This is a genomic window from Streptomyces sp. NPDC052107 (genome assembly GCF_040680215.1).
Taxonomy (GTDB): domain Bacteria; phylum Actinomycetota; class Actinomycetes; order Streptomycetales; family Streptomycetaceae; genus Streptomyces.
On record NZ_JBFAWG010000013.1, the window covers coordinates 15924 to 42286 of the forward strand.

General features: G+C 69.2%; 20 protein-coding genes. 7 read left to right on the forward strand and 13 right to left on the reverse strand.

The window, feature by feature from the left end; genetic code table 11:
• The first annotated feature begins 189 nt into the window (after positions 1–189).
• The 4 genes from AB0M27_RS16950 to AB0M27_RS16965 all read left to right on the forward strand — a co-directional run bounded on the left by AB0M27_RS16950 (position 190) and on the right by AB0M27_RS16965 (position 4811).
• On the forward strand, positions 190–1164 hold the full coding sequence (locus AB0M27_RS16950) for a glycosyltransferase family 2 protein (protein ID WP_365722386.1): 975 nt from the start codon (positions 190–192) through the stop codon (positions 1162–1164).
• Positions 1161–2495 (forward strand): alpha-2,8-polysialyltransferase family protein, encoded by a 1335-nt coding sequence (locus AB0M27_RS16955; RefSeq protein WP_365722388.1) that lies wholly within the window; start codon positions 1161–1163, stop codon positions 2493–2495. Before AB0M27_RS16950 ends, AB0M27_RS16955 begins: the two co-directional genes overlap by 4 nt.
• Before the next feature lie 132 nt (positions 2496–2627).
• Entirely contained in the window at positions 2628–3770 is a 1143-nt protein-coding gene (locus AB0M27_RS16960) for an acyltransferase (protein WP_365722390.1), read from the forward strand.
• Positions 3771–3872: 102 nt separating this feature from the next.
• Positions 3873–4811 carry a class I SAM-dependent methyltransferase gene (locus AB0M27_RS16965; protein WP_365722392.1) on the forward strand — a complete coding sequence of 313 codons (939 nt, stop codon included), beginning with the start codon at positions 3873–3875 and terminating at the stop codon, positions 4809–4811.
• Between the two features lie 4 nt (positions 4812–4815).
• Here AB0M27_RS16965 and AB0M27_RS16970 read toward each other — a convergent pair whose 3' ends face one another.
• On the reverse strand, positions 4816–5466 hold the full coding sequence (locus AB0M27_RS16970; protein ID WP_365722394.1) for a TetR/AcrR family transcriptional regulator C-terminal domain-containing protein: 651 nt from the start codon (positions 5464–5466) through the stop codon (positions 4816–4818).
• Positions 5467–5547: 81 nt separating this feature from the next.
• On the opposite strand from AB0M27_RS16970, the gene AB0M27_RS16975 reads away from it, so the two are divergent.
• Positions 5548–5691 (forward strand): hypothetical protein, encoded by a 144-nt coding sequence (locus AB0M27_RS16975; RefSeq protein ID WP_365722396.1) that lies wholly within the window; start codon positions 5548–5550, stop codon positions 5689–5691.
• Between the two features lie 24 nt (positions 5692–5715).
• Here AB0M27_RS16975 and leuE read toward each other — a convergent pair whose 3' ends face one another.
• Both leuE and AB0M27_RS16985 read right to left on the reverse strand, forming a co-directional pair.
• A complete protein-coding gene (gene leuE / locus AB0M27_RS16980; RefSeq protein WP_365722398.1) occupies positions 5716–6369 on the reverse strand; it encodes a leucine efflux protein LeuE in 654 nt (217 codons plus the stop codon).
• Between the two features lie 45 nt (positions 6370–6414).
• Complete coding sequence (locus AB0M27_RS16985; RefSeq protein ID WP_365722400.1) at positions 6415–7995, reverse strand: methylmalonyl-CoA mutase family protein; 1581 nt, start codon at positions 7993–7995, stop codon at positions 6415–6417.
• 80 nt (positions 7996–8075) lie between these two features.
• On the opposite strand from AB0M27_RS16985, the gene AB0M27_RS16990 reads away from it, so the two are divergent.
• Positions 8076–8936, forward strand: a complete 861-nt coding sequence (locus AB0M27_RS16990; protein WP_365722402.1) for a L,D-transpeptidase family protein — start codon at positions 8076–8078, stop codon at positions 8934–8936.
• A 266-nt stretch (positions 8937–9202) separates the two neighbouring features.
• Here AB0M27_RS16990 and AB0M27_RS16995 read toward each other — a convergent pair whose 3' ends face one another.
• From AB0M27_RS16995 to AB0M27_RS17040, 10 genes are all read right to left on the reverse strand, one after another.
• Positions 9203–10279 (reverse strand): hypothetical protein, encoded by a 1077-nt coding sequence (locus tag AB0M27_RS16995; RefSeq protein WP_365722404.1) that lies wholly within the window; start codon positions 10277–10279, stop codon positions 9203–9205.
• Positions 10279–10941 (reverse strand): RNA polymerase sigma factor, encoded by a 663-nt coding sequence (locus AB0M27_RS17000; protein WP_365722406.1) that lies wholly within the window; start codon positions 10939–10941, stop codon positions 10279–10281. Before AB0M27_RS17000 ends, AB0M27_RS16995 begins: the two co-directional genes overlap by 1 nt.
• Positions 10942–11220: 279 nt before the next feature.
• Complete coding sequence (locus AB0M27_RS17005; protein WP_365722408.1) at positions 11221–12015, reverse strand: hypothetical protein; 795 nt, start codon at positions 12013–12015, stop codon at positions 11221–11223.
• Between the two features lie 149 nt (positions 12016–12164).
• Complete coding sequence (locus tag AB0M27_RS17010; RefSeq protein ID WP_365722410.1) at positions 12165–12758, reverse strand: sigma-70 family RNA polymerase sigma factor; 594 nt, start codon at positions 12756–12758, stop codon at positions 12165–12167.
• Positions 12759–12882: 124 nt separating this feature from the next.
• A complete protein-coding gene (locus AB0M27_RS17015) occupies positions 12883–13419 on the reverse strand; it encodes a hypothetical protein (RefSeq protein WP_365722412.1) in 537 nt (178 codons plus the stop codon).
• A complete protein-coding gene (locus AB0M27_RS17020; protein WP_365722414.1) occupies positions 13419–13847 on the reverse strand; it encodes a hypothetical protein in 429 nt (142 codons plus the stop codon). The genes AB0M27_RS17015 and AB0M27_RS17020 overlap by 1 nt, the downstream gene beginning before the upstream one ends.
• A gap of 165 nt (positions 13848–14012) precedes the next feature.
• A complete protein-coding gene (locus AB0M27_RS17025; protein ID WP_365722416.1) occupies positions 14013–14894 on the reverse strand; it encodes a hypothetical protein in 882 nt (293 codons plus the stop codon).
• Positions 14895–15159: 265 nt separating this feature from the next.
• Positions 15160–15714 carry a hypothetical protein gene (locus AB0M27_RS17030; RefSeq protein WP_365722418.1) on the reverse strand — a complete coding sequence of 185 codons (555 nt, stop codon included), beginning with the start codon at positions 15712–15714 and terminating at the stop codon, positions 15160–15162.
• A 70-nt stretch (positions 15715–15784) separates the two neighbouring features.
• Positions 15785–16729 carry a hypothetical protein gene (locus tag AB0M27_RS17035; RefSeq protein WP_365722420.1) on the reverse strand — a complete coding sequence of 315 codons (945 nt, stop codon included), beginning with the start codon at positions 16727–16729 and terminating at the stop codon, positions 15785–15787.
• A gap of 138 nt (positions 16730–16867) precedes the next feature.
• On the reverse strand, positions 16868–25489 hold the full coding sequence (locus tag AB0M27_RS17040; protein ID WP_365722422.1) for a DNRLRE domain-containing protein: 8622 nt from the start codon (positions 25487–25489) through the stop codon (positions 16868–16870).
• 333 nt (positions 25490–25822) lie between these two features.
• On the opposite strand from AB0M27_RS17040, the gene AB0M27_RS17045 reads away from it, so the two are divergent.
• Complete coding sequence (locus tag AB0M27_RS17045) at positions 25823–26350, forward strand: hypothetical protein (protein ID WP_365722424.1); 528 nt, start codon at positions 25823–25825, stop codon at positions 26348–26350.
• Positions 26351–26363 lie beyond the last annotated feature (13 nt).

The following is a 26363-nucleotide window of genomic DNA, read 5'->3' on the forward strand; positions in this document are numbered from 1 at the left end:
GCTAGGAAGCCATTTCGAGGTTCCGCCCAACCCGAATACAACAAACGGTTAACAGCACATCGCCGAATGGCGAATCAGGCCGTGAGAGCACAGGAAAAAAGCCTGGTTCACAGCTTCGCCACGTGCCGTTCACCCAGTATCAAGCAGACAGTCAAGACGAATGACGGGCTTCCGCCTAACGTCCCTGACGTGGTCAAGCTCTCCGTCATCGTGCCGTTCTACAACGTGCAGCAATACGCGCCCGACACGCTCAGGAGCCTGAAGGCGAACGCGCGTGAGGACTTCGAATTCATTCTCGTCGACGACTGTTCCCGCGACGGGACACCAGAGATTCTCGCGCGCGCGGAGCGCGAGCTGCCCGGAGCGGTCTACGTCCGGCACGAGCAGAACGGAGGGCTGGCGACCGCCCGCAACACCGGCATCGACCGGGCGCGCGGCGAGTACCTGACCTTCCTGGACGGCGACGACTGGCTCGCTCCCGGCTACTTCCCGCAGCTGGTCGCCGCCATGGAGGAGCTGGGCTGCGACTTCATCCGCACCGACCATGTGCAGTGCACCGCGCGGTCACGCACGGTGAACCGGGTGCCCGTCGGCCGGCGGAACGTGGTGATGGACCCGCGGGAGGCGATCCTGCCCGCCGACAGGTCCACGTCCGTCGACTACGCGTACGCGTGGGCGGGCGCCTACCACCGCCGACTCGTGGACAAGGGGCTGCTGCACTTCACCCACGGACTGCGCACGGCCGAGGACCGGCCGTGGATCTGGAAGCTGCACCGGGAGGCGGAATCCTTCGCCGCGGTCAGCATGCTCGGGGTGTTCTACCGGCGCGGAGTCGCTTCCTCGCTCACCCAGATCGGCGATGTCCGGCAGCTCGATTTCATTCGCGCGTTCGACCAGGTCATCACGGAAACCGCCCAGGACCGGGACGCCGACCAGCTGCTGCCGAAGGCCGTCCGCACCTATTGCGCCATCATTTCCCATCATCTGGGATCCATCGAAAGGTTCGAGCCCGCGGTGGCGAAGAAACTGAAATCCATGAGTGCCGCGGCCCTGCGCCGCATGCCGCAGGACGTACTGGACGAGGCGCTGGACTCCATGGACCTCCAGCGCGCCACCAAGCTGCGCCGGCTGCGCCGCCGTCCCGCCGCGGGGGCCGCCGCGTGACCACCCAGATCTTCCAGGCGTCGACGCTGTACGGCACGGCCACGCTCGCCGCCGCCCTGGACTCCGGCTGCTTCCGCCCGGCCGACCGGCGGATCCTGCTGGTGTGCAACAACGCGGCCACGCCCGAGACCACGCCCGCGCTGGACGAGGCGCCCGGCTTCGAGAAGCTGCGCGACCGGTTCGACGAGGTGATCTCGTACAACGAGACCATCTTCCCGTTCCACCCGGGCGGCTGGGCGCCGCGCGGCGACGACCTGCCGCTGTGGGAACGCTTCCTGCGTCACGAGTGGCGACTGGGCGACGACGACGTGGAGCTGGCCGTCGAGTCGATCCAGGTCAACCCGTCCCTGGCGCTCGCGCAGATCTTCACCGGCGCTCCGGTGACGGTCTACGCCGACGGTCTGATGAGCTACGGCCCCACCCGCAACAAGATCGACCCGCTGGTCGGCACCCGCGTGGACCGGGTGCTCCACCTGGACCTGGTGCCGGGCCTGAAGCCGCTGCTGCTGACCGAGTTCGGCGTGCCCGGCGAGGTGCTGCAGACGTCCGCCTTCACCAAGGTCCTCGCCGAACTCGCCCCGTCCGGCGCCGAGTTGCCGGACATCGAGGAGCCCGCGCTGCTGCTCGGCCAGTATCTGTCCGCGCTGGACATCCTCACCGCCGAGCAGGAGGAGCACCTGCATGTGCGGATGCTGAAGGGCGCGGCCGCGCTCGGGCACACCAAGGTGGTGTTCAAGCCGCACCCGTCCGCGCCGGCCCGCTTCACCCGGCTGCTGGAGCAGGAGGCGGAGCGGCTGAAGGTCGAGCTGACCGTGCTCGACACCCCGGTCCTCGCCGAGGTGCTGTACCAGCGGATGCGTCCCGCGCTGGTCGTCGGCTGCTTCTCCACCGCCCTGCTCACGGCGCAGGCCCTCTACGGCCTGCCGGTCGCCCGCATCGGCACCGAGCTGCTGCTGGAGCAGCTGACGCCGTACGAGAACAGCAACCGCGTCCCGGTGACGATCGTCGACGCGCTGCTGCCCGACCTCGGCAATCGTGCCGCGGTGACCGAGCAGCGCGCCGGCATGGACGTGGAGGCGCTCGGCGCGCTGATCCGCGCGGTGGGCTTCGCGATGCAGCCGAAGATCTACCCGAGGCTGCGCGCGCAGGCCGAGACCTGGCTGGCGCGGAACCTCAACCAGCAGACGATGCGCTACTTCAAGCGCCGGCGCCTGTCCTCGCTGGCTCTGCCCGGCGGGGTGCCCGCCCAGCTGGCGTTCATCCCGCGCAGCGCGACGGTCCGCCGCGTGGCCAAGAAGGCACGCAGCCTGCGCAACTCCGTACGACGCTGAGGCGAGGCGGGCCCAGCGATGGGCCCGCCCTCCTCGTTTACCTGAACGTCAACCCAACTATGCGCTCATTTTAGGTACTTTCACACAAAGTACCGAGATGATCGGCGTTTGTTCGGGTAGGCGCCGAGCACCATGGCTGTTTCAACCCCCACCCTCGCCGCCGTTCCCGCTCCGCCCACCGCCGGAACGGCCCCCGTCTCCAGGCCCCGGAGCCGCCTGCTCGCCCTGGACGGTCTGCGGCTCGTCGCCGCGCTGATGGTCTGCCTCTACCACTACACCGGCCGCGGCGGCTCGGTCTCCGCGTCCTGGCACGGGAGTCCGGACCACCTCTTCCCGACGCTGTCCCGAGCCGCCGTCTACGGCAATCTCGGTGTGCAGTTCTTCTTCGTCATCAGCGGTTTCGTGATCTGCATGAGCAGCTGGGGCCGCACCCTCGGCGACTTCTTCCGCTCCCGTGTCGCGCGCCTCTACCCCGCCTACTGGGTGGCCCTGTTCCTGATCACGGGGGCGTCGCTCGCCCTGCCCGTCGTCGTCCACCCGGTCCGTCTCGACGAGTTCCTGGTCAACCTGACGATGCTCCAGCAGCCGATGGGCGCGACCCGCGTGCTGGGCGTGTGCTGGACTCTGTGGGTCGAGGTCCGCTTCTACGCGCTGTTCGCGCTGCTCGTCGTCCTGCGCGGGGTGACCCACCGCCGGGTGACGCTGTTCGCGTGCGTGTGGACCCTGGCGGCCGTGCTGTGCCACTCGTCCGGCAACGAGCTGCTGAACCAGGTGGTCATGCCCGAGTACGCCCCGTTCTTCGTCGGCGGTCTGGCGCTGTACCTGATCCACCGCTTCGGCGGCGACCTGCTCGCGTGGGGCATCGTCGCGATGTCCTGGCTGCTCGCCCAGAGCGAGGCCACCCGCGGCCTGTGGGGCCCGCACCCGCACCGTGACCCCTACGTCGTCGTCCTGATCGTCACCGTCGCCTTCGCGGCCGTCGCCGCCGTGGCACTGGGCTGGACGCGCTGGGCCTCCTGGTCCTGGCTGGTCACGGCCGGCGCGCTGACGTACCCGTTCTACCTGGTCCATGAGCACCTCGGCTGGTTCGTCATCCGGGTGCTGCACCGGGGGCTCGGCCTGCCCGCGTGGCCGACGCTCATGGTGACGGTGGTCTCCATGCTGCTGCTCGCCTGGCTGATCCACCGGTTCGTGGAGACGCCGTTCGGCCCGCGCCTGAAGCGGGCGCTGAAGGGGCGGAAGTTGGTCAGTCGTTCATCTCGTCTTGGGTTTTGAACCGGACCCTCGGGCAGGCACCGTAGAGCCCTTGCCACCCGGCCCTCACAGGCTTTCCGCAGGGATCCCACAGACGCCGTACCGAGGGAGTGCCCACCCCGCATGGCCACCATCCAGGAAACGACGCAACAGCCCCATCGTCTGGACGACGTGCCCGGCTGGTTCCCGGTCCTCGACCAGTTGCTCTTCGACTGGTTCCTGAACCGGCAGGAAACCACGGAAATGCGAGGTGATCTGCTGGAAGTCGGGGTCTACATGGGCAAGAGCGCGATCTTCGTCGGCCGGCACCAGCGGCCGGGCGAGCGATACACCGTGTGCGACCTCTTCGAGGGCGACGCCCCGGACGACGCCAACCAGGCCGAGTCCACGAAGTCGTACAGCGCGCTGACCCGGCGCGTCTTCGAGGAGAACTACCTCTCCTTCCACGACGAGCTCCCCCGCGTGCTGCAGGGCCCCAGCTCGGTCGTGCCCGGCGAGGTCGAGCCGCGCTCCTGCCGGTTCGTGCACATCGACGCCTCGCACCTGTACGAGCACGTGCACGGCGACATAGGAGCCGCCCGGGATCTGCTGCTCCCGGACGGGATCGTCGTCCTGGACGACTTCCGCTCCGAGCACACCCCAGGAGTCTCCATCGCCACCTGGGAGGCCGTGCTCAACCGCGGCCTGCGCCCCATCTGCCTGAGCACCCAGAAGCTCTACGGCACCTGGGGCGACCCGGAGCCGATCCAGCAGGAGCTGCTGGCCATGGTGCGGGAGCGGTCCGACTGCCACCTGAGCGTCCAGGAGGCCGCCGGGCACCGGATCGTCCGGTTGAAGTCCAAGGGCATGCGGGCGCCGGAATTCCCGGCCTCCAAGCACGCGAAGGCGGCTCAGCCGCAGCCGGTTCCGCAGGAGACCCCGGCGTCCGCTCCCGCACCGGTCCGGCCCGCGCCCCGCCGCAGCGCGAGCCGGGTCCGCCGGGTCGCCGTCGACCTGCTGCCGCCGGTGGTCACGCGGGCGATCCGCAACGCGCGCGCGGCCAGGCGCCGGCCGGTCGGCTGATCGGTCAGCTGATCCCGTACCGCGCCCCGACACCCGCGATCACGAGCGCCAGCCCCTCCTCGAACTGCTCGTCGTACCCGTCGAAGAGCAGCTTCCCGGCCTCGGCGGCGAGCGGGCAGTCGGCCAGGCGCCCGGCACGTTCCTCGACGTCGTACCCCTCCCGGCGCTCGCCCGGGAGGGGTTGCACGCCCTGCTCCTCGATGACGAAGCCGACGGTGTACGCGTTGGCCGTACGGCCCGCGTGGACGGCCTGGGCGAGGGTGAGGCCGGCCTCCGTCAGCAGCCGCAGGTTCGCCTCCTGCGCGGGGGCGTGCTCCGTACCCGTGAAGCGTGAGCCACTGAACACCCTGGCGCCGTCGCGGTAGCCGAGCAACGCGGCCCGCAGTCCTCGGTTCGCCCTGAGCAGCCGCTCCTGCCAGCTGTCGGCGGGGTCGAGCGCAGTGCCGGCGACCATCCGCCGGCACATCTCCGTCGCCATCTCGTCCAGCAGCGCCTGCTTGTCCTTGAAGTGCCAGTACAGCGCGGGCGCCTTGACGTCCAGTTCGCTGGCGATGGCGCGCAGGGTCAGGCCGTCCAGGCCGACCTCGTTCAGCAGCCGCAGGGCGGTGCCGGCGACGCGTCGGCGGTCCAGGGGGGCGCGTTTCTCGAGGCTCACACTTGACAGCTTTACAGCGTTAAGGGCACTCTCCGGGGCCCGCGCTGGACGCTGCTGGGCGCACAGGCCCCGGTCACCGGCGTGCGCGCGTTCCCGACGGCGCCGGAGTCGTACGGCCCGGGCGTCTTCCTCGTCCGCCTGGACGGCCATGTGGGCTGGGCGGGCGGGACGACGGAGGGCCTGCACGCGTACGCGGCACGGACGGAAGCCTTCGCGGCGGGGTGACCGCGGCCACCTGCTGCCGGCGGCTCAGGCGCTGGCCAGCGTCAGCTTCACCGCGAACCCGAGGAACAGCGCGCCCGCCATCGAAGTGGCCGTCGCCGACAGCCGCTTGCGGCGCCGGAACGCGGCAGCGAGACGCGTGCCGCTGAATATCAGCGCGCTGAGGTAGAGGAAGCTCGCCAGCTGGGCGAAGGTGCCGAGGACGACGAAGGACAGGCCGGGATAGGCGTAGTCCGGGTCGACGAACTGCACGAAGAAGGCGACGAAGAACAGGATCGCCTTGGGGTTGAAGAGACTGACGACGAGCGCCCGCCGGAAGGGCCGCTCATATCCGGTGCCGGATGAGGTGTCCTCCGCCACGGCCGCCTGCTCTCTCCGGGTGCGCCACATCTGCCAGGCGGCCCGCAGCATCCCGATCGCCAGCCAGCTCAGATATCCGGCACCGGCGTACTTCACGATCCCGAACAGCACGGCGTTGGCCTTGAGCAGCGAGGCGACTCCGGCGGCGGAGAGCGTCATCAGCACGGTGTCCCCGCACCACACGCCGGCGGCAGCGGTGTAACCGGCCCGCACGCCGCGCCGGGCGGCCACGGAGAGGACATAGAGGGAGTTGGGCCCGGGCAGCAGGACGATCAGGACGAGTCCTGCCAGATAGGAGGGAAGGTCGATGACGCCGAACATGGAAAGGAGTGTCGCACGGGGGTACGACAGTCCGGTCCGGGGCGGTCAGAACACGTCCGACGGCTCGTACGCGCCCCAGACGCCCCGCAGCGCGTTGCACACCTCCCCCACCGTCGCCCGCCCCCGCAGCGCCTCCTTCATCGGGTACAGGACGTTGTCCTCCCCCTCCGCCGCCTTCCGCAACGCGTCCAGTGCCGAGTCCACCGCCCGCTGGTCCCGCTCGGCCCGGAGCTTGTCCAGGCGTTCGGCCTGGCGGGCCTCGATGGCGGGGTCGACGCGCAGGGGCTCGTACGGCTCCTCCTCGTCCAGCTGGAAGCGGTTGACGCCCACGACCACCCGGTCGCCGGAGTCCGTCTCCTGGGCGATCCGGTACGCGTTCTGCTCGATCTCCGCCTTCTGGAAGCCCCGCTCGATCGCGGCGACCGCCCCGCCCAGGTCCTCGACCCGCCGCATCAGATCGACGGCCGCCTCCTCGACGTCGTCCGTCATCCGCTCCACCGCGTACGACCCCGCGAAGGGGTCGACCGTCGCCGTCACGTCCGTCTCGTGCGCCAGCACCTGCTGGGTGCGCAGGGCCAGACGGGCGGACTTGTCGGTCGGCAGCGCGATCGCCTCGTCGAAGGAGTTGGTGTGCAGGGACTGGGTGCCGCCCAGCACCGCGGCCAGGGCCTGGACGGCGACTCGGACCAGGTTCACCTCCGGCTGCTGTGCCGTCAGCTGGACGCCCGCCGTCTGGGTGTGGAAACGGAGCATCAGGGACTTCGGATTCCGGGCGCCGAACTCCTCCCGCATCACCCTGGCCCAGATCCTGCGGGCGGCACGGAACTTGGCGACCTCCTCCAGAAGCGTGGTACGGGCCACGAAGAAGAAGGACAGGCGGGGCGCGAAGTCGTCGACGGACATGCCGGCCGCGACCGCCGTACGGACGTACTCGATGGCGTCCGCCAGGGTGAAGGCGATCTCCTGAACGGGCGATGCCCCGGCCTCGGCCATGTGGTAGCCGGAGATCGAGATCGTGTTCCACTTCGGGATCTCTGCGGTGCAGTACTTGAAGATGTCCGCCGTCAGCCGCAGGGAGGGCTTCGGCGGGAAGATGTACGTCCCCCGCGCGATGTACTCCTTTAGCACGTCGTTCTGGATCGTGCCCGTCAGCTGGTCGGCGCGCGCCCCCTGCTCCTCCGCCACCAGCTGGTAGAGCAGCAGCAGGAGGGCGGCCGGGGCGTTGATCGTCATCGAGGTCGACACCTGGTCGAGCGGGATGCCGTCGAACAGCAGCCGCATGTCCTCGATCGAGTCGATCGCCACGCCCACCTTGCCGACCTCGCCGTGCGCGAGGGGCGCGTCGGAGTCGTGGCCCATCTGGGTGGGCAGGTCGAAGGCGACCGACAGGCCCGTGGTGCCGTGGGCGATCAGCTGCCGGTAGCGGGCGTTCGATTCGGCGGCGGTGCCGAAGCCGGCGTACTGGCGCATGGTCCAGGGGCGGCCGGTGTACATGGTCGGGTAGACCCCGCGGGTGAAGGGGTACGTGCCCGGTTCGCCCAGTTTCCCGTCCGGGTTCCAGCCCTGCAGGTCCTGCGGCCCGTAGACCGGCTCGATGGGCAGTCCGGACTCCGACTCACGCGTCATGGATGCCTCCGGGGTGCGTCCTGTCACCCCTCACCATGCCCCGTCGTTCGGCCGCGGTCACGCTGGGAAGCATCTCCTGCATGAGGATCTCGGGAAGACCCGCCGCTCTGCTCGCCTCCGCCGCCGCCCTGGCCGCCCTCTGCGGCTGCACCGTCCAGCCCACGAACGCCGACGGCAAGGCCCGGGCACCGGCGCACGTCCCGACCCGGGGACGGACTCCGGAGCGGACTCCAGGACAGGCACAGGGACAGACCCCCAGAAGTGGCCCGGCACATCCCACCCGAACGGAGCAGCCGGCCGCGCCCGCTCCCCGGGTGCTGTACTCGCGCGGCGACAGCGGGGCGGGCGTACGGGAGCTGCAGGCCCGGCTGCGTCAGCTGGACTGGCTGTTCGACGGGCCGACGGGCTCGTACGACCATCTGACCGAGCGGGCCGTGCGGGGCTTCCAGGGCAAGCGCGGGCTGCCGCAGACCGGGCGGACGGACACCGTCACCTGGCAGCGGCTGGTCGGGATGACCCACACACCGGGCAAGTGGGAGCTGTTCCTGATGGGCGGTCAGCCGGCCGGCGCGCCCGACCCGCGTTGTATGACCGGACGCGTGCTGTGCATCGACAAGACGACACGGACGCTGCGCTGGATGGTCGACGGGCGGACGCTCTCGACGACGGCGGTGCGGTTCGGGGCGCAGTACACGCCGACCCGGGAGGGTGTGTTCTACGTCTACTGGAAGGCGCGGGACTGGGTGTCGACGCTCTACCACTCGCCGATGCCGTACGCGATGTTCTTCAGCGGCGGCCAGGCCGTGCACTACTCCTACGACTTCGCGGCGCGCGGATACGCGGGAGCTTCGCACGGGTGCGTGAACGTCCGGGACGAGGCCGCGATCCAGCAGTTGTTCGCTCAGGTGCGGGTGAGCGACAAGGTCGTCGTCCACTGGTGACGCGGGATTTGCGGGGCGCGGGCGGGACCGGGGGAACGTGTCCCGCCCGCGCCAGGTGCACGAGCCGTGGGTACGGGGGGAACCCCGGCTCGGTGCGACGGCCGATGACCAGTCGGCTCACTCAGTACTGCGTCCCGGGCTCCAAAAACGTCACACCCCGCGCGAAGTATTTTTCGCGGCCAACGAAAGCGCAGGTCAGAGGGGTTGGAGGGGGTGGAACGGCACCGCCGGATCAGAGGACGCGGGCCTCCGCGCGGCCTGCCGGATCAGAGCGTGCTGTACGTCGGGCTCGGCGTCGGGCCCAGAGTGGTGCCGGTCGTCCGGGCGGGGTGGGACGGAGCGAAGGCCGTGGGAGCGGGCGTGGCAGCGTCACCGTGCCGGCCCTTGCCGGGGTGACCGTCGCCGCCCTCGCCGTGGTGAACGTCGCCGCCCCGGCCGGGGTTGCCTTCCTCGTCGCCGCCCTGGTTGTTCCCGTTGCCCTTGCCCTTGTTGCCGTTCTCGTCGCCCTTGCCGCCGCTCGTCGCGCCGTCGACCGAGTCGGCGGTGGCCAGGACGACCTTGCAGTACCGGCTCACCCGGGCGCTGCCGCCCGCCAGGTTCTCCAAGGCGCGCCGGCGCCCGGCGGTCAGTTCCTTGCCGTCCCGGATGTCCCGGCACGCCGAGGTCGCGTCCTTCCACCGGGACCCGGGCGTGCCGGAGGGGTCGCCGGTGCCCTTGTCGGTGCGGTCGTCCGGTCCCACGGCCTCGCCGGAGGCCCCGCCGCGGCGCGCGCCCGCGCTGCCGCTCGGCGCGCCGGGCCCCGCAGTCGCACCCGGGGTGCCCTGCGGGACCGAGGCGAGCGGCGCTCCGGAGCTCGGGCCGGTGGAGACGGAGGTGGCGGGGCGGGGGCGCTCGGGCCCGAACGGTGTGCCCAGCATCCCGGTCCCGGCCGCCATGGCGACTCCGCCGACCGTGCCCACGGCCACCACCGCGGCGAGCGCCAGCCGCACCGGGCGGGCCCAGCGGGGGCGGCGGAGCGGGATTCCGGTATGGTCCGGGGCGCCGATGCGGACCAGGCCCGCGTCGCTGCCGGGCACGGGCAGGCCGGAGGTGCCGTCGGCCCGGCCGACGGCGGTGCGTTCGGTGCCGGCGGCCTCGCGGGCCTTGCGGAACGCCGCCAGGGCGGCCTGTTCGCCGGGGAGTTCACCGGCGGCGGGGGCCGTCTGCGCGGTCAGTGCGCCGAGCGCCCGGGAGAGGCGTGCGGCCTGGTCACGGGTGGAGGCGTCGACGGCTTCCAGCGACTCACCGCGCAGCAGACGTTCCGCCGTCTCACGGTTCAGCCACTTGTACTGCTCGTCGGCCATCACATGTCCTTCTGCGTCCGCGCACGCGTATCCGTCACAGTTGCGGACGACACCGCGCGACCGCGCGGTTCTCGCTGGGGCGGGAGAGCGTCGAGCACGCCCGCCGCTTCCGGATCGTCGCCGAGCAGTTCCGCGAGCCGCTTCAGGCCGCGGTGTGCCGCGGTGCGCACCGCACCGGCGCGTTTGCCGAGGGTCTCGGCGGCGCTCTTGGCGTCGAGGCCGACGACGACGCGCAGGACGACCGCCTCGGCCTGGTCCTGCGGCAGCCGTGCGATGAGGGAGAGGGTGCTGTCGGTGGTCAGGGCCTCGATGGCCTCGCCGGCCGTGTCGGACTCGGCGGCCCGGCCGGTCAGTTCCGTCTCGTCGCCGCCTATGGCGGGGCGGCGGCCGCGCATGCGTATGTGGTCCAGGGCGCGGTTGCGGGCTATTCGGGCGGCCCAGCCGCGGAAGCGGTCGGCGTCTCCGCTGAACCGGTCGAGGTCGCGGGCGATCTGCAGCCAGGCCTCGGACGCCACGTCCTCGGCGTCCGGATCGGCGACCAGCGTGCGTACGTATCCGAGCAGCCGTGGATGCACGGCACGGTACACCGTACGGAACGCGGTCTCGTCTCCGTCCTGTGCCGCACGCACCGCGGCGGTCAGCTCCGCGTCGTCCCCCAGCACCGCACTCCCTTTACGCCTGGTTCCCGGTCGGCGCGAAAGGCACGTTACGGCGTCAAACCGTTCCCCGTCCATGTCCGTAGAAGATGCAACTAACTCGTGACCGGGTGCGGATGTGCGCAGGGTGAGGGTCGGCGGTGGCCGGGTGTGACAGAAACAGCACGCACGGCGCTGTAGAGGGTACGGGCCGCACGCGGTCCGACCGCGCGACGGCCGGGGCCTCTCCTGTGGGGGGTGGCGGCCCCGGCCGTTGCCTCTCGCGGGACGCCCGGGTGACGAGGATTACTTCTCCCCCGGGACCTTACGATCAGAATTGCCACCATTTCTGCCACTGTTATCAGTGGTGGCAGTCTGCCCCACCTTGGGGGAATTGCCACTGTTGTCGGCCTTCTTCCCCTGGGCGGCCGCCACTTGGGCGGCGCAGTAGACCGGGACCTCGTCCTCGCCGCCCGCCGCCCTGACGAGCCGCTGCCAGGCCGTCGAGTCCAGGGCACCACCCCGGTCACCGGCCCGCTCGTAGGTACGGCAGTGGGCCACGGTGTCCCGGGCGGTGGCCGGAGGGTGCGGGCGCGTGGCCGGGGCGCCGGACCCCGCGCCGGCGGCTCCGGCGGACGTGCCGGGAGCGGTCGGCCGATTCGGGGTTCTCGTCGGCGGGTGGGCGGGCCGCGAGGTGCCGGGGCGGCCGTCGGTGCCGGATGCGGCGTCGATCGCCGCGAAGGCGACACCGCCCAGGGTGAGGCTCACGAGTACCACCGAGAGCGTGGACTTCAGCGACAGCCGGGCACGCCTCGGTGTGGCGGGCCGCCAGTCGTCCCGTCGCCGGGTGCGGGTTCGGGAAGTCTGCGTCGCGCGGGCGGCGCGGAAGGCGGCCACGGCCCGGCGCTCGGCCTCGGTGTCGACGCCGTCGGCACGCAGGGCGGCACCGAGCCGCGCTTCGAATCCGGAGTCCGCGCGGTCCTCGTCGGCCCGGCCCCCGTAGTAATGGCCCCCGTGGGCGTGGTCCGGTGCGGAGAGGGTGCCGCCGGGGTGCGCACGCCGGCGGCGGAAGGGACCGTCGCCGCTGTGCCGTTCACCCATGCCCGTTCCCGTCCTCGTCCGGTGCGCCGGAGACATACCGCCTCCCGGACCTCGTACCGGCTCCGGAACCGTCGGCGCTCCCGTATCCATACGGCTCTCGGTCGGCGCCGTTCATTTCGACTCCCCCGGCGTCCGGGTGCCGCCGTCCGTCACACCTCGTCCGCCGGGTCCTGGCCGCCCAGTTGCCGGGCGAGACGTTTCAGCCCGCGGTGCGCGGCCGTGCGGACGGCGCCGGGGCGCTTGCCGAGGACGTGTGCGGCGGCCGGGCCGTCGAGGCCGACGACCACCCGGAGCAGCACGGCCTCGGCCTGGTCGCGCGGCAGGCTGTGCACCAGCTCCAGCGCCCGTGCGGTGGACAGCGACTCCAGGGCCTGGTCATGGGTGTCGAGCCGGCCGGGCAGCTCCAGTGCGTCCTGTTCCAGCGGGGCGGCCTGGGGCCGTACCCGCCGGCGGCGCAGATGGTCCAGGGCGCGGTGCCGGGCGATCGTCGCGGTCCAGCCGCGGAAGCCGGCGCCGTCTCCCTTGAACCGGCCCAGGTCGCGGGCGATCTCCAGCCAGGCCTCGGACGCCACGTCCTCGGCGTCCTCGCCGACCAGGCCCCGCAGATAGCCGAGCAGGCCGGGCTGCACGATCCGGTAGGCCACCGCGAAGGCGGTCTCGTCGCCGTCCTGGGCCCGCGCCACTGCCTCGCCCAGCTCCCCGTCCCGCGGCTGCGGGCGCCGGCGTTCCCCTCCCTGGCCCAAGAACCGTCCTCGTCCGTACCCGGCGGCGGGACCCGTGCCCGCGCTCGCAGCGAATCCACGTCGTGCGACACGGCCTCATGTGGGCCATGTCCCACGGTGATCAGCGCCGAGGCTCACAGATTTGTCACAGCCCTTGGCCATCCCGCCGGTTGCCCACGCGGCGGCGGAACCAACGTACGTCGGGTACTGGGGGTTTACGGCGGACCAGCGCCCCGGTCACCTCGGGCACATCCGCCGCCGTCTGCAACGAGCCGCCCTTGTCACCGCGGGATTCGACGATCCGCGTACCGCCTCCGTCCGGCCGCAGCCGTGTCGTCACCCGCCCGGCGTCCGCCGCGAACTCGGCCGTCCCATCGTCCGTGTACGCCCAGCCGCGCTGGTGACAGAGGAACAGCCGGTCCTCCGCCAGGCGCCGCAGGTCCGTCTCCAGGAACCGCCGCCCCCGCGCGTCGTACACCCACAGCCCGAGGTAGTGGCACTCCCAGGCCACATGCGCGACGACCACCCCGGGGTTGCCCTGCTGTCGCAGCACCACCGCGTACGGCTGCCCCGCGGCGTCCCGTGCGGCCGCCGTTGCGGCGTCGATCGGCCCGAGCGCGACTTCGCGCCCGGAGTCCCATCCCTCGCCGTACGCGACGTCGACGATCTCCCGGCCGGCCATCAGACGGCGGCTCGGCGCGCCCGCCCGTGCAGCTTCAGATAGAACAGCTGCAGGGATTCCTCGGATTCGCCCGACTCGAAGCGGTTGACGACCTTGCCCAGGGGGTTCCACACGCGTCCGTCCGGCATGCGTACGCCGATGGGCTGGCCGAAATAGGCACGCTGGGCGGCGTCGAAGTCCACCCACACCGCCCCCGCGCGGCGCACGAGCACCTCTCCGACGTACGCCCCCAGCCCGAACAGCGCCTCGCACGCCCGCTCGCGGTCGGCGCCGCCCTTGCGCAGCCCGTCGATCAGGAAGTCCACGACCCGCAGGCTGCGCTCGGAGTAGTCCAGCGGCAGCCGGTTGCGGGCGGTGACACGTGCGACGAAGGCCGCCGCGCGGGCACGCATCTCCTCCGCGTACGGCCGTGTGTCCACTCCACCCATGACACCGTTCCCCCTTCGCTCGGCTCAGGGGAAGCAGGGACCCAACTCCCCCCTTCACCAAGCGGAATTCACTTCTCCAACATCACGGCTCACCGGAGTGTCAATCACCACAGAGAAGTTCACACCGGAAACACAACCTTCTTACCGTGCTGTGCGTCCGACCAGTCACTGCGCACCGGACGGCAACGCCACGTGACCGGCGAACAACCCACGGTTGCCGGCGCGCACTTCCTGCTTCACCGTGATGTCCCCGCCCCGGTAGGGCACGAGGAACGTGAAGGCGAAGCGGTGGGACGCGGGCCGGTAGCCGTGCGCCGCGTCCAGGTCCCAGGTCTCGGTGAAGGCGGTGAGCGTGATCTGGCTGTCGGCCGCCGTCACCCCGGCGCCCCGCAACTGCGCCAGCGTGGGCTCTACCTCCCGCACCGCCCGCCGGAGTGCGGGACGACTGCGGGCGGCGGTCAACTGCCAGCCGGAGGCGCTGACTTCCAGCCGCACAGTCCCGTCACCCGTACGACTCACCGTCGCACTCCTGGCGTACACCGCGAACGCGTCCAGGTCGGCGACCGGGTCCTCGACGGCGTCGGCGATGTCCGGGTCGGACAACGGCCCCTTCTTCCACCCCTCACCGGCGTCCTTGACGTAACCCGTGCCCCCGACGACGTACACCGCCTGCGGCTTGCGCTCCCCCTTGCTGGTGGTGACCGTTCCGGTCTGCCGGAGGGCGACGGGGTCGGTGGTGCGGTGCACGGTCGCGGTGTAGCCGGCACCGGACGGCGCCTGCCCCCGCATGGTGGCGGACTCGCTGCCGCGCAGCTCGAACGTCCACCCCTTCTCGGCGGCCAGCGCCTGCCGGGCACGGGCGACGAAATCGGCGGCGGTCTTCGGCGGCGGAGCGGACGCGTGGGTGGAGTGCGCCGCCCCCGTCGCCCCGGTCGTCACGGCGGCGGACGGCTCGACCGACGCCTGCTTCTCCTCCTGCGCGGAGCATCCCGACACAGCCAGGGCGACCACGGCCAACGCGGCACCGAGGGCGCGGCGGCCACTCAAGCGGAAAGGTCTGCGGATTCCGGACAGCACGAGACAACCCTTCGGGGGCGCGGAGTTCGAAGGAGGCCCGGTATACAGCACCCGCCGACGACACGGCGAGCGCCCGGACGAAACGGGATCAACCAACCCGATCCACAAGAGGCAGCACACTAGGCCACGACAGCCACTATGACCCTTTTGCACCACATGTCTTTGGAATAGACGTGCGATTGTGAGTCGTGTTAGCTTCCACGCAGCTCACATGTGCCTGCGGATCAGTCGCCGATCAGTCGACGCTGTCGCTCAGGCCCAGCACCCGCGGGTCGTCGCTGGGGAAGTTCCCGGGCATGCCCGGCACATCGATGGTGCGCCCGTACACGCCGGTCAGGAACTCGACGGCGCCGGCCGGGAACTCGAACCACTCGGCGTTGTCCGTGCGGACGACCACCGGCCATGCGTCCGGGTCGGCGGGGCTCGTCTTCCAGTAGAAGTCGTCGCCCGAATAGGACGACGCCCAGCCGATCAGGCCTCCCGGCTGCGGGAAGGGAACGTAACCCTCGGTGTCGCCCATGTCGTACAGATCCTGAAGGACCTCGTCCTCCTTGGCCTCGGACGCCCACAACTCCTCGGTGCCGGGCCGGGGAACGGACACGCTCAGGAAGTCGTCGATGACCAGCACCGGGTACGCCTCCGCCAGAGCACGGAAGTCCGAGGGCAGCGCCGTCCCGAGGCCCTCCTCAAGGGCGGCCCAGTCCACGTTGCGCCCCCCAGGCACACGCCACCGTGTCATCGCCGGAAGCGCGGCCTCCAACTCCTCGACCCTCAGCACGTCGTCTGTCACTCCTGACCCCCACCCGGGCATGACACCTTGTCGACACGCGGCCGGAAGGAGGCCGGGCCGACCAGCCTGATCACTCGAAGACCACCATGTGCGTGGGGGGTTGTCCTGGGGCCGGAGACGGGCCGCGCAGTTCACCCTCGACGAGTACGCCGCGTACCGCATCGCGCACCGCCCTGACGGCCTCGCCCCGATACTGCTGGAACGAAGGGGTGGCCTGGAGCAGCAGGGAGCCGTTCGGAAGCGCGAAGACCGAGTCGAAGGCTCCGGAGGACCGGAGAGCTTCCGCGCCTCCGAGCCGCTCGGCGATGTCACCGGAGACCACCATCAGCCAGGAGTAACCCCGGAGGCGAACACGCCACTCCGGCGTGTTCCGTGACGGCACTCGCGCCGGCCCTCGCAAGTAGCGCTCGAGTTCGGTCGCGCCCCCGGGGCGGTCGTACGAGAAGTGCCCGAAAACAACGTTGTATCGCATGCACGCCCACAGGATCAGGTCCCGCAGGCGCGCATCTTCGTCCCGCGCGGTGGCAGTGCCGGTCAGCATTGCTTCGTCGACATGGCAGGAAAGCTTCACATAGTTCGGGAGTTCCTCGTCGAAAGAGACCGAAAGCCGAATGATCGGGTTCCCCGTCTCGCCGTCCGCCAAGAATTCTCCGATGTCGATCGCGATGGATTCAGGCGACTCCTCGAGGCGGCTGCCGAGCCAGGGAACCACTTCCGGACCATACGGGTTGTACAGAACATCGAGGGACCCTTGAGGGGAGACCGACACAAATCCCCAGGTACTCCCCGGAGTCGATTTCCGCAGGCATTGCCGCACATGGGAGTAGCCCGCATCCGACACGGCCGGCCTCGGCGCAAGGCGGTTCACCTCGTCATGCGTGGCAGCTTGCGCCACACCGTCCGTAAGCCAACCGAGCGCAGCCGAGACCAGGTCCGACCGCTCCTCCCCGTAGACGGTGAGTTCTGCCACCAAGCCATGACTCAGGGAGGAATTGATCGACACGAAGGCATCCATTGCATTCACCCGAGGATCAGAACGGTTACGCGGCGGGGCGCCGGAAGTTCTCCGCCCGCCCCGCCGCGCATCCTATCGGGCCCAATGGCCCGCGGTCACTTGCGGATCAGTTTCCTTGCCGAGGTCCCCAAAGGCGCATCAGCCACTCACTCCGAAGGGATCGGTCAGCATCTTGCCGAACACGTAAAGCGTGCCCGTGGCGATCGCGCCCCAGGCGATTCGCTTCTGCTGCTCAGGTGTCGGCTGCCAGGCCTGAATCGTGAGCGGCGCGGGCACCGTCACGGGTTCCATTCCCCTGGGAGCCCTGGTCTGCTGCCTACGCGTCCACCAGCCGACCACACCTTGGAACTTGGCGCTGGTGCGCGTCGAACCAGGCCGCGTACGTGTCGACTGAGCGACCAGTTGCTGCCTGACGTTCAACGGGTCCATGGTCGCGATCTGCGGAAGTTCCCAGCCGCGCTGCACGGTCCTGCCGAACGTCTTCTTCTCCTCGATCTTGCGCATCGCGTTGATGTACCGATCGAGTGTGGCCGGGCCGTCCTCCTCGGCGGTTTTCACCGACTTCATCTCCCAGACGAACATGTCGTCGCCCCAGATCAGAACGATGTCGGCGCGGCCACCCTTGCCGTTCTTGCGCTGGGCGCCCGGAATGTAGTACTCCGTGAGCACCTGCACATCAGGTATCTGCGCATACTGAGCTCGCAGAAAGGCCGCCATGGCCTGCACAGCGGCGTCGTGCCGAATCCGGTCGGCGGCCAGTTCTTCACCGGCGCGCCCCTTCTTCTTCGCTTCTTCCGTCGCCTCGACACGACCGCTGGTCACGGCATTGCAACCGGGGACGCCGTCACACAGGGCATCGACCGACGTATGACCGTCGATTTCGATGCCCGATACAGGGTTGCCCCCGGCGAAGGCGTACCGGTTGCTGGTGAACGGGTCGGTTCCGAGATCCATGTCGGCGAGGGCACCGTCGTACATGTCCCGCGTCGTGAAGCGGTTCAGGCCCGGGTCGTAGTCGCGGAAGCCCATGTCGTACGTGCCCGACTTGGCGTCCCAGCGCTTGGCGTTGAAGCGGTAGGGGTTGTACGCCTCCTTCGTGGGGTCGCCGGCGTTCGGCTTGTCGATGCCGGTGAACTCGGACTTGTCGTCGGAGCCGTAGGCCGTGTAGCCGTACGTCGCCTTGGTGTCGCCGTTCTTGTCCGTGAGGGTCTCGACGTCGGTGTGGCTGTTGTAGCCGTAGTAGCCGTCCTCGGTCGTGCCGTCGCTGTTGTACGTGACCTGCGACAGGCGCTCGCCCCACGGGCTGTACTGGTACGACTTGGTCAGCGTGCCGGCGACCTTCTCGTCCAGGACCTCGTTCGACAGGCCCAGGTATTCGAAGTTCGTCGTCTTGCCGTCGGCGGTCTCCGAGAGGGTGCGGTCGAGCGGGTCGAAGGTGTAGGTGGTCGACTTCAGCGCGCCGGTGGAGTCCATCTTCTGGGACTCGACGACGTGGTCGAAGCCGTCGTACACGCTCCGGGAGATGACCAGCCCGCCCGAGGTGACCGACTCCTGGCGGCCGAACGGGTCGTAGTTGTAGTCGGCGGTGGAACCACCGATCGTGGCGGTCAGCAGGCGGTTGCGGTCGTAGTTGTAGGTGCTGGTGGTGCCTCCCACCGTCTGGCTGATGACGTTCGCGTTGTTGTCGTGGACGTATGTCTCGGTGCCCGCGCCGTTGCCCGTCTTCACCGACTTCGCCAGGCGGTCGGCCGGGTCGTAGGTGTAGTCCGTCGTCGACGACAGGTACGACGTGTGGTCGTCGGCGTTCATCTTCTTCGCGACGTCCTGCGCCTTGTTCCCGTTGGGGTCGTAGGCGTAGGTGTGCGAGGAGACGAGAGTGCCGTTGGGCTTCTTCTCCGCCGACGTCTTCAGCGCCGCGTCGAGGTAGTACGTGTAGTCGACCGTGTTGCCGTTGGCCTTGGTCTCCTTCAGCTTCTGGCCGCGGTCGGTGTAGGTGTACGAGGTCACCTTCGGCGAGGCGTCCGTGGGCGTCTTGCCGACCGAGACCGTCTGCACCAGGTCGCGCAGGTCGTACGTGTACTTGGAGAACTGGTCCGGGTGCGTGATCGTGTCGAGCAGGCTGTTCGCGTCGTATGTGTACGACGTGGACTTCTTCTCCTGGCCGGCCAGGTTCTCGGTCACCTTCCGGACCTGGTTGAGGCCCGTGTAGGTGATGGCGTAGTTGTCGATCTTCGCGGTCGACGAGGTGTCGTCGATCGTCGTCAGGTTGCCGTTGAGGTCGTAGGAGTAGGTGAAGTTGTCCTTCTCCGTGTCCGCCGGGTCGCCGCTGGTGTCACGGACGAGCTTGACGGCGTCCGCGACCACGACTCCGCCGCTGTTCTGGAACAGCTGGAGCTTCGCCGCGTTGCCCTGCTTGAAGGCGAAGGAGCCGAGCGAGACCCAGGTGCCGGGGTTCGACGTCTGGTTGACCGTCTTGTCCGTCGTCCCGCCGTCGTGGGTCACGGTGTACCTGGCCGTCGTCGCGGCGCCCGTCACCTGCGGGAACTTCACGTACGCGGCGTACGTGCCGTCCTTGGGGATGTTGAGCGTCCACGTGTAGGCGTCCGTGCCGGTGCCGGCCGCGTGGGTCTCGTGGTTGTAACCCTGCTGGCCGGTGAGGTCACCGGAGGTCCAGGTGCCGGTCCTGGAGGTGTTCTGGGTGTCGGAGTTGTCCACCAGGACGACCGACCTGCCCGCCGGTACGCCGTCGTCCGCACGGGACTTCAGCGAACCGTCCGGGTAGTAGTCCCACGTCATCGTGCGGTCCGAGGAACCGCCCGCCGAGGTCAGCGTCCGCTTGGTCTGCTGGCCCAGGTCGTTGTACTCGTACGTGGCGACGATGTCCCACGGGTCCGTGGCGGACCGCACCCAGCCGTTGTCGAAATAGCTGTAGGTGGTGTCGTTGCGGACCGTCTCGCCGTCCGACGGCGGCAGGGAGGTCTTGGCGACCTGGCCCACCTTGTCGTACGTCGTCTCCGTGTAGACGTTCGGGTCGTTGTAGCGGGAGTCCGCCGGGTCGTAGGGCTGGTACTGCCTGACCGGGCGGTTCAGCTCGTCGTATTCAGTGCGCTGGGTGAAGGCGTCGCTGGAACCGGCGGCCGTCGCCCGCGGCGTGAGCACCTTGGTGGTGTTGCCGACCTGGTCGTACTCGTACTTCGTCGAGCGGTACGTGATGGTCGACGTGCCGTCGTGCGGGACCTTGACCTCGGTCTGCTTGCCGCGCTCGTCGTACGTGATCGTGGTCGTGTTGTTCTCGGCGTCCGTCGCCGAGATGACCAGACCGTCCTTGTCGTAGCCCTTCTTGGTGGTCTTGCCGGCCGCGTCCGTGGCGGTCGTGACCCGGTGGTCCAGGTCGTAGTCCGTCTTGGTCGTGTAGTCGGTCGTGTCGGCGGTGGCGTTCTTCTTCGGGTCGATGACCTTGGTGACGTTGCCGACGGTGTCGTACTCGTAACTGACCTTGTCCTGGTGGGCGTTGACCACGGACGTCAGCTGGTAGATCTCGTCGTAGGAGTTGGTCGTGACGTAGTCGGTCGTGTCCGTCGTCGTCGCCGTGCCCTTGGGCTCGGTCGTCGTCTTCAGGTTGCCGACCTTGTCGTAGGTGTAGGTCGACGTCCGCGGGGCGGTCTGGTTGTTGGCCGGCGCCGTCGCCGAGGTGACCTGGTCCGCGTCGTCGTACACCGCCGTCGACACCGCGCCGTTGGGCGCCGTCGACTTCGTGACGTTGTCGTTCTCGTCGTACACCGGAGCCGGGGACGTGATCACAACGCCCGTGTCCTTGGGCACGGTGTTGACCAGCGGACGCCCGAACACGTCGTACGTCTGCGTGGTCACCTTGCTGTTGGCGTCGGTGACCTGGGTGACCTGGCCGCGATCGTCGTAGACGAACCGGGTCGCGAAGGCCTTCGCGTCGGTGATCGTCGCCGGGTAACCGGTCGGCCCGAACTCGCTGTACGTCGTCGGGTTGCCGTTGGCGTCGGTCGCCTTGGTCAGCTCACCGTAGGCGTCGTAGTCGTACTTGGTGGTGTAGTCGTCCGGGACCGACGGGGTCGCGACACCCTTGGGGTCCGTGACCGTCTTCAGGTTGCCGAAGCTGTCGTAGCCGAACTGCCAGGCGCGGCCCTCGGGTGAGGTCTTGCGGAACAGGTCCGCGGCGTAGCCGTCGGCGCGGGTCTGGTACTCGTACGTCGACGCGCTGGCAGGCCACTTGGAGCTGTCCGGCACACACGTGGACGTCTGGTCGGGCACGCCCGCCTTGTTGTTCTCCGCGTCGCGCTGCCAGAGCGGGTAACCCGTCTTCTGGTCGTAGCAGTACGCGGTCTTGGCCCCGTTGTCCTCCTCCAAATAGGTGACGTTGTTGTCCGCGTCCCAGCCCAGCTCGGTGTTCTGGGACTTGGTGTTGGTCGTCTGGACCGGGCGGCCGAAGTCGTCCGTGACGTACTTCGTGGCGTGCGACTCGGCGTCCGTCACCGTGGTGTCGGTGAACTTCGTGGTCGTCGTGTCCGCCGCGTAGGCGAAGCCGGTGTCACCGCCGAGACGGTCGGTGATGGTCTTCGTCGACCAGTGGTACTTCGGGTCGTCACCGGTCTGCGGCGCGTAGTACGCCAGCTGCGTGCCATGACCCCGCGGGTCCGTGGCCTCGACCAGCTTGACGTTCTTGTTGCCCTGCGTGGCGTCGTAGGTGAACTTGAAGACCTTCGGCTGGGACGAGCCGTCACCGTCGGTGAACCGACCGAGCAGACCCTTCGTCGTGTAGTAGAAGGAGACCTTGCGGACCGGCAGCCCCGAGACGGACCCCGAGATGTCCGTAATGGACTTGATGTGGTCGTAGATCTTGGAGTTGGTCAGGTTGTTGCCCGTGACCTTGGCGCCCGTGTCGTCGATGTAGTCGTACGACGCGTCGCCCTTCTTGTAGTAGTCGACCGTGAGCGACTGCCGGCCGGCCGGGTCGGTGATGTAGGTGAGGAACTTGGTCGGCTTGTTGTTGGACTTGCGCTCCTCGTACGTGTACGTCTGCGTGTTGCCGTTCTTGTCCACGATGGACGTCAGATAGCCGTCGCAGCCGAAGAGGAACCGCGTGCCGTCCGCACGCAGCAGGGTCCAGGCGTCCGGGACCGGGTCCTTGTCCGGGGTGCAGTCCAGGCCCGCCTTCATGGTGATCTGGTAGTGGACGCCCGCGGGGGCCTTCCAGCTGCCGTCGGCCTGCTTGGTGAAGACGTGCGTGGTGCCGTCACCGTCGGGCAGACGGATCTCCGTCGGGTTGGGGTTGGGATGGAAGTCCAGCGGCGCGCCCAGCCGGATCGGCCCGGCCAGCTGCGCCGACCAGCCCGCGCCCAACACCGTGTCGCTGGTGTCCTGGGAGTTGTAGGCGAAGCGGGCGAACGTCGTCAGGCCGCGGCCGGGGTTGGTGAACGCGTTGTACGACCACACGCTGTTGCCGGACGCGAGGTTGTTCATCAGCGTGGAGCCGGCGCCGGTGTTCTTGCCGGTGTAGGCGTAGAACTTCTCCAGCCCCAGCGTGTCCGACGTCGAGTCCTCCACCGCCACGTTCTGCTTCAGCGCCGGGATGCCGCCCGTGCCGGCATCCGAGAGCCAGGTGCCGGCCGTCTTGTTGTAGACGTCCCAGCTGAGCACGTAGTCGGTGCGTTTGTTGCCGTTGTCCGAGTTGATCGGCGTCTTCACCTGAGCCTGCACGGTGACGGTGTCACCGGGGACGACGTCCTTGGGCAGCGCCGTCTGCAGCTGGTTGCCGCCGGTCGTGGCGTCCGTGCCGTCGGGCAGGCTCCACTTGTAGGACAGGACCTGGTCCGCCGCGGTCCAGGTGCTGTTGGTGGTGTTGGTCAGGGTGAGATCGACCGTGTACGTGGAGTTCGGCGTCATCCGCGCCGGCGTCTGCGGGGCGTAGTACGTCGAGTCCGTCGTGGAGTCGATGTAAGTGACCGTCATCCTCGGACGCAGCCGCTGCTCGGGGGCCTCCGAGGAGAGGAAGACGGTCCGCTCCTGCGAGGACGCCTCGTTCTGCGTCTTGATCAGCACCGCCCGGTTGGCGGTCGGGGTGCTGACCCAGCTCTGGGCGAGCGAGGTGGCGTTCCAGTCGTGCCGCGCGGGGTCGTTGCTGAGCGCGGGCACGGTGTCCGAGACGGTCGCCCCGAAGTCACCACCGGACGTGGTCCAGCTCGTGCTCGCGTCGGCCTTGTTCCAGGTGGCCGTCGCCTCGTCGAAGTCCCGGTTCAGCGCGTGCAGTTCATAGACCGCGCCGGTGCTGCTGGTGGTGGTCTGGGCGCCCCACAGCCGTACGTTGGCGTCCAGGACGCGTGCCGTGGTGGGGATGTCCAGGGCCGGGAACTTCAGCAGCGCACGGGTCTTGCCATACGCGGCGGAGTTGTTGCCGACGGTCAGCCAGTTCTGCGGAATACCGTCGGTGATCGTGTCATGAGCGGTGGTCGACTCCGTGGACGACAGGGTCGTGTCCTGTGCCGCCTCGAAGACCTTGGTGGTCCGGCCGGCCTTCGGTAGCCGCACGAGCTGCGTCGGCGCCGGAGTCACCTTTCCGTCCTTCGTCTTGACCGCGACCATGTAGTAGTAGGCACGCCCGAACGGGTCCGCGCTGTCGGCCGGGGTCGGCGTCGCCGAGGTGTCCGTGTAGCTGGTGGTACCGGGCGCGACCGGGGCGACCAGGGTGGACGCCGACGGGGTGAACGTCTGGAAGACGCTGCGGTGCACCTGGTACTCGACGATGTCGTCACCGCTCGCCGTGGACGGGTCCGCGTACGCAGACCAGTGCAGTTCGGCACCCGTGTCGTGGATCGTCGTCGGCACATCCAGGTCGACACCGGGTCGGCCGTAGGTCAGAACCAGACGCGGGTAGTTCGCGCTCTCACCGCCGTAACCGAACTCCGAGGCCTCATAACGGGGGCCGCCGCGGGGGGCGGTGGAACTCTCGTCGGTCACCTTGACGATGAAACCGTTGTTCGTGGTCGTGCCGTCCAGCCAGGACTGCACGGTGTCCTTCACCGAGAAGGAGTGCCACTTGTTGTAGGTGGAGTACGGCATCTGAACCGTGCCCGCCTTGGCGAACCGCACCGCATCCGCGATCACCGCGGTCGACGCCGAAGCCGGACCGTCGCCGAGGACGACCTTGCCGGCCGTGCCCGCCTTGAAGGGCAGCGCACCGAGCGGCTTCCAGATACCGCCGGTGCCCGTCTTCTGGTCCACCGTGTACGAGCGGGTACCACCGTCGTAGGTGACGGTGTAGGGCGCCGCGGTCGAGCGGTCGGCGGCCGGAATCACATGGGCGTCGACCTGGTAGGTGCCGTCCTCAGGGATCTTCGGCTGCCACGTATACGTGTCACCCGCGACCGTGTCCTTGTTGTACACGTAGTCCTGATTGACCGCGTACTGCGTGAACGCCGTGTTCGAGGAGGCCGGCCACGCACCCACCGCCGCCGTCGTCCCCGCGTCGCCTTCATCGACCTGGGTGGTCGATCCGGACAGCTCACCCACCAGGCCGTTGGTGCTGTTCCACGTCGCGTCCGAGGCGGTCCACGGGCCGGTGGCCCGGTAGGCGCCCAGCGTCACCGGAGAGCCGCCGGCCACACCGGTGTGCGTCTGGTCGTAGTACAGCTGGAGGCGCGCGTCATCGAGCTGGGTGCCGGCGGGCACGCTGGACAGGCCGAACTTCAGCAGCGCGCGGGCCGCGGACCCGGTGGAGTCCAGACCCGCCGACAACCGCCAGTTCCCGTCGAAGTTCGAACCCGGCGAGGAGGCCAGCACCATGGTGTCCTGCGACTGCGACGGAGTCGGCGACAGCGTCAGCGTCGGATCGATCGTGACCGGGTACTGCCGGGCCTTCGCCGCCAGCCACTTCGCATCCGGCGTGACCGTCAGCTTCCAGCCCTTGCCGTCCCGGGTCAGCTTCTGCCGCACCGCGGAGCTATGCGCGAACCCGTAAGGGAAGGTGGCGTTCTTGCGCGCGTCCGTCATGAACGCCGGCGGGATCACCAGAACGGGGTTCTTCGTCTCGCCGTAGAAGCCGATCGAACCGTCCTTGCCCGCCTTCGGCGTCAGCCCCTTGGCGTGGAGGATGAAGGTGAACGACACCGGACCCGTGGGCCGCTGGGCCAGGACGATGTTCTCCTTCACCCGCCCCGGACCGACCTCGTACGCCAGATCCGCACCCGAGACCGCATCCTTGTACGTGACGGTGCCGCCCTGAGCCACCGGCTTCAGACGCCCGGACCCGCCACCGGCCGGCCCGAAGGTGACCGACTGCCCGCCACCCGCCGTCCGGAACGACACCAGTCGATCGCGGTCGGAGCCGAAGTAACTGCTCGCGGAATTCGTGGTGTTGGCGTACGTGAAGCCCTTGACCCCCGACGCCCGCACCTGGGTGTCGATGTCCTTCCAGGACTTCGTCCGCGCGTCCCGGTAGGACGTCGGGACCGCGGACACCTCGGCCTGGACACGGCCGTCGGACATCCGCCAGAACCGCGTGTTCGGCGTGCGCTTGCCCGTCAGCTCCTTGACCCGCCTGGCCTTCGGGGCGTTCCTGCCCTTCGGCAGCTTCTGCCGTTCGGCCACGCCCAGCTCGTCGTGGGACGGCGGATCGGCGAGATGGTGATCGTCGTCTCGGAACCAGCCCTTGACGGAATCGACAATTCCCTTGTCGTCACCGTCGTCCGAGCCGGTTGCCGCATACGCGACCTGCGGCAGCGCGGTAGTCACCACCGCGGATACCACAAGGCACGCGATAAGCCTGCCCAATCTGGGTTTCACTGCAACCCTTTCCTGTTCTCAGCTGTCGCACACATCGACCGGAAACGGCTGGCCATCCCCATGAGAAGCAGGCCAGACGTAGCGGCGCGGCGGTTCTAATCCGGCGACTGACTGCACGTCAAGTGACTTCCTATTTCAGACAGTTCACCCATCGACCGAAATGGGCGCCCGGTTTGTCCGCACACTGGCGACCCCCCTGACCCGTCCTGTATAAGACCCCGGATCCTGGAATTCCGGTGCAGGTACGCGAATTCCGATCCGTCGAACCAAAAGGGACTTTTCATGGGCGTTGAAGAACGGGAAATCGCGGCGGACGGCACCGGAACCGAGACCGAGGACACCGGCACGAAATCCGAAGCCGATACCCCCGCGCGCAACCGCCTTGATCGCACCGGCCTGTTCATCGGAGCCGCTCTGCTCGCCGCCTGCGGCGGGCTCGTCCTCTACGGCGTGCTCGGCACCGGCACCGGTGACGAACCGGGCAAGCCGCGCGTCCCGACCGCCGCCGTGACGTACGAGGTGACCGGCGAGGGCACCGCCGACATCGCCTACCAGGGCCGCAGCGAGACCGGGACCGCGACCGTCGACCATGCCGTCGCGCTGCCCTGGAAAAAGACCGTCCAGGTACCGCTCGGCAGGCCGCCGCTGGTGTCCATCACGCTCGGCGCGAAGGGAGGCCAGGCCAGCTGCTCGCTCGCCGTACGCGGCAGGCACGTCCAGACCGCCTCCGCCTTCGGCAAGTTCGGGCGCGCCACCTGCCAGGCCGAACTTCCTTCTGCGACGCCGCGGCAGACCGGGGCCGCCGGATGAGAAGGCCCCGGGA

What these genes read in the sequence shown, in the direction of transcription:
- AB0M27_RS17005 (WP_365722408.1), bottom strand. Translation starts at nt 12,015, where the DNA reads ATGGGTGAACGGCACAGCGGCGACGGTCCCTTCCGCCGCCGGCGTGCG.
- AB0M27_RS17020 (WP_365722414.1), bottom strand. Translation starts at nt 13,847, where the DNA reads ATGGGTGGAGTGGACACACGGCCGTACGCGGAGGAGATGCGTGCCCGC.
- AB0M27_RS16995 (WP_365722404.1), bottom strand. Translation starts at nt 10,279, where the DNA reads ATGGCCGACGAGCAGTACAAGTGGCTGAACCGTGAGACGGCGGAACGT.
- leuE (WP_365722398.1), bottom strand. Translation starts at nt 6,369, where the DNA reads ATGTTCGGCGTCATCGACCTTCCCTCCTATCTGGCAGGACTCGTCCTG.
- AB0M27_RS16990 (WP_365722402.1), top strand. Translation starts at nt 8,076, where the DNA reads ATGAGGATCTCGGGAAGACCCGCCGCTCTGCTCGCCTCCGCCGCCGCC.
- AB0M27_RS17015 (WP_365722412.1), bottom strand. Translation starts at nt 13,419, where the DNA reads ATGGCCGGCCGGGAGATCGTCGACGTCGCGTACGGCGAGGGATGGGAC.
- AB0M27_RS16985 (WP_365722400.1), bottom strand. Translation starts at nt 7,995, where the DNA reads ATGACGCGTGAGTCGGAGTCCGGACTGCCCATCGAGCCGGTCTACGGG.
- AB0M27_RS16960 (WP_365722390.1), top strand. Translation starts at nt 2,628, where the DNA reads ATGGCTGTTTCAACCCCCACCCTCGCCGCCGTTCCCGCTCCGCCCACC.
- AB0M27_RS16965 (WP_365722392.1), top strand. Translation starts at nt 3,873, where the DNA reads ATGGCCACCATCCAGGAAACGACGCAACAGCCCCATCGTCTGGACGAC.
- AB0M27_RS17035 (WP_365722420.1), bottom strand. Translation starts at nt 16,729, where the DNA reads ATGGATGCCTTCGTGTCGATCAATTCCTCCCTGAGTCATGGCTTGGTG.
- AB0M27_RS17045 (WP_365722424.1), top strand. Translation starts at nt 25,823, where the DNA reads ATGGGCGTTGAAGAACGGGAAATCGCGGCGGACGGCACCGGAACCGAG.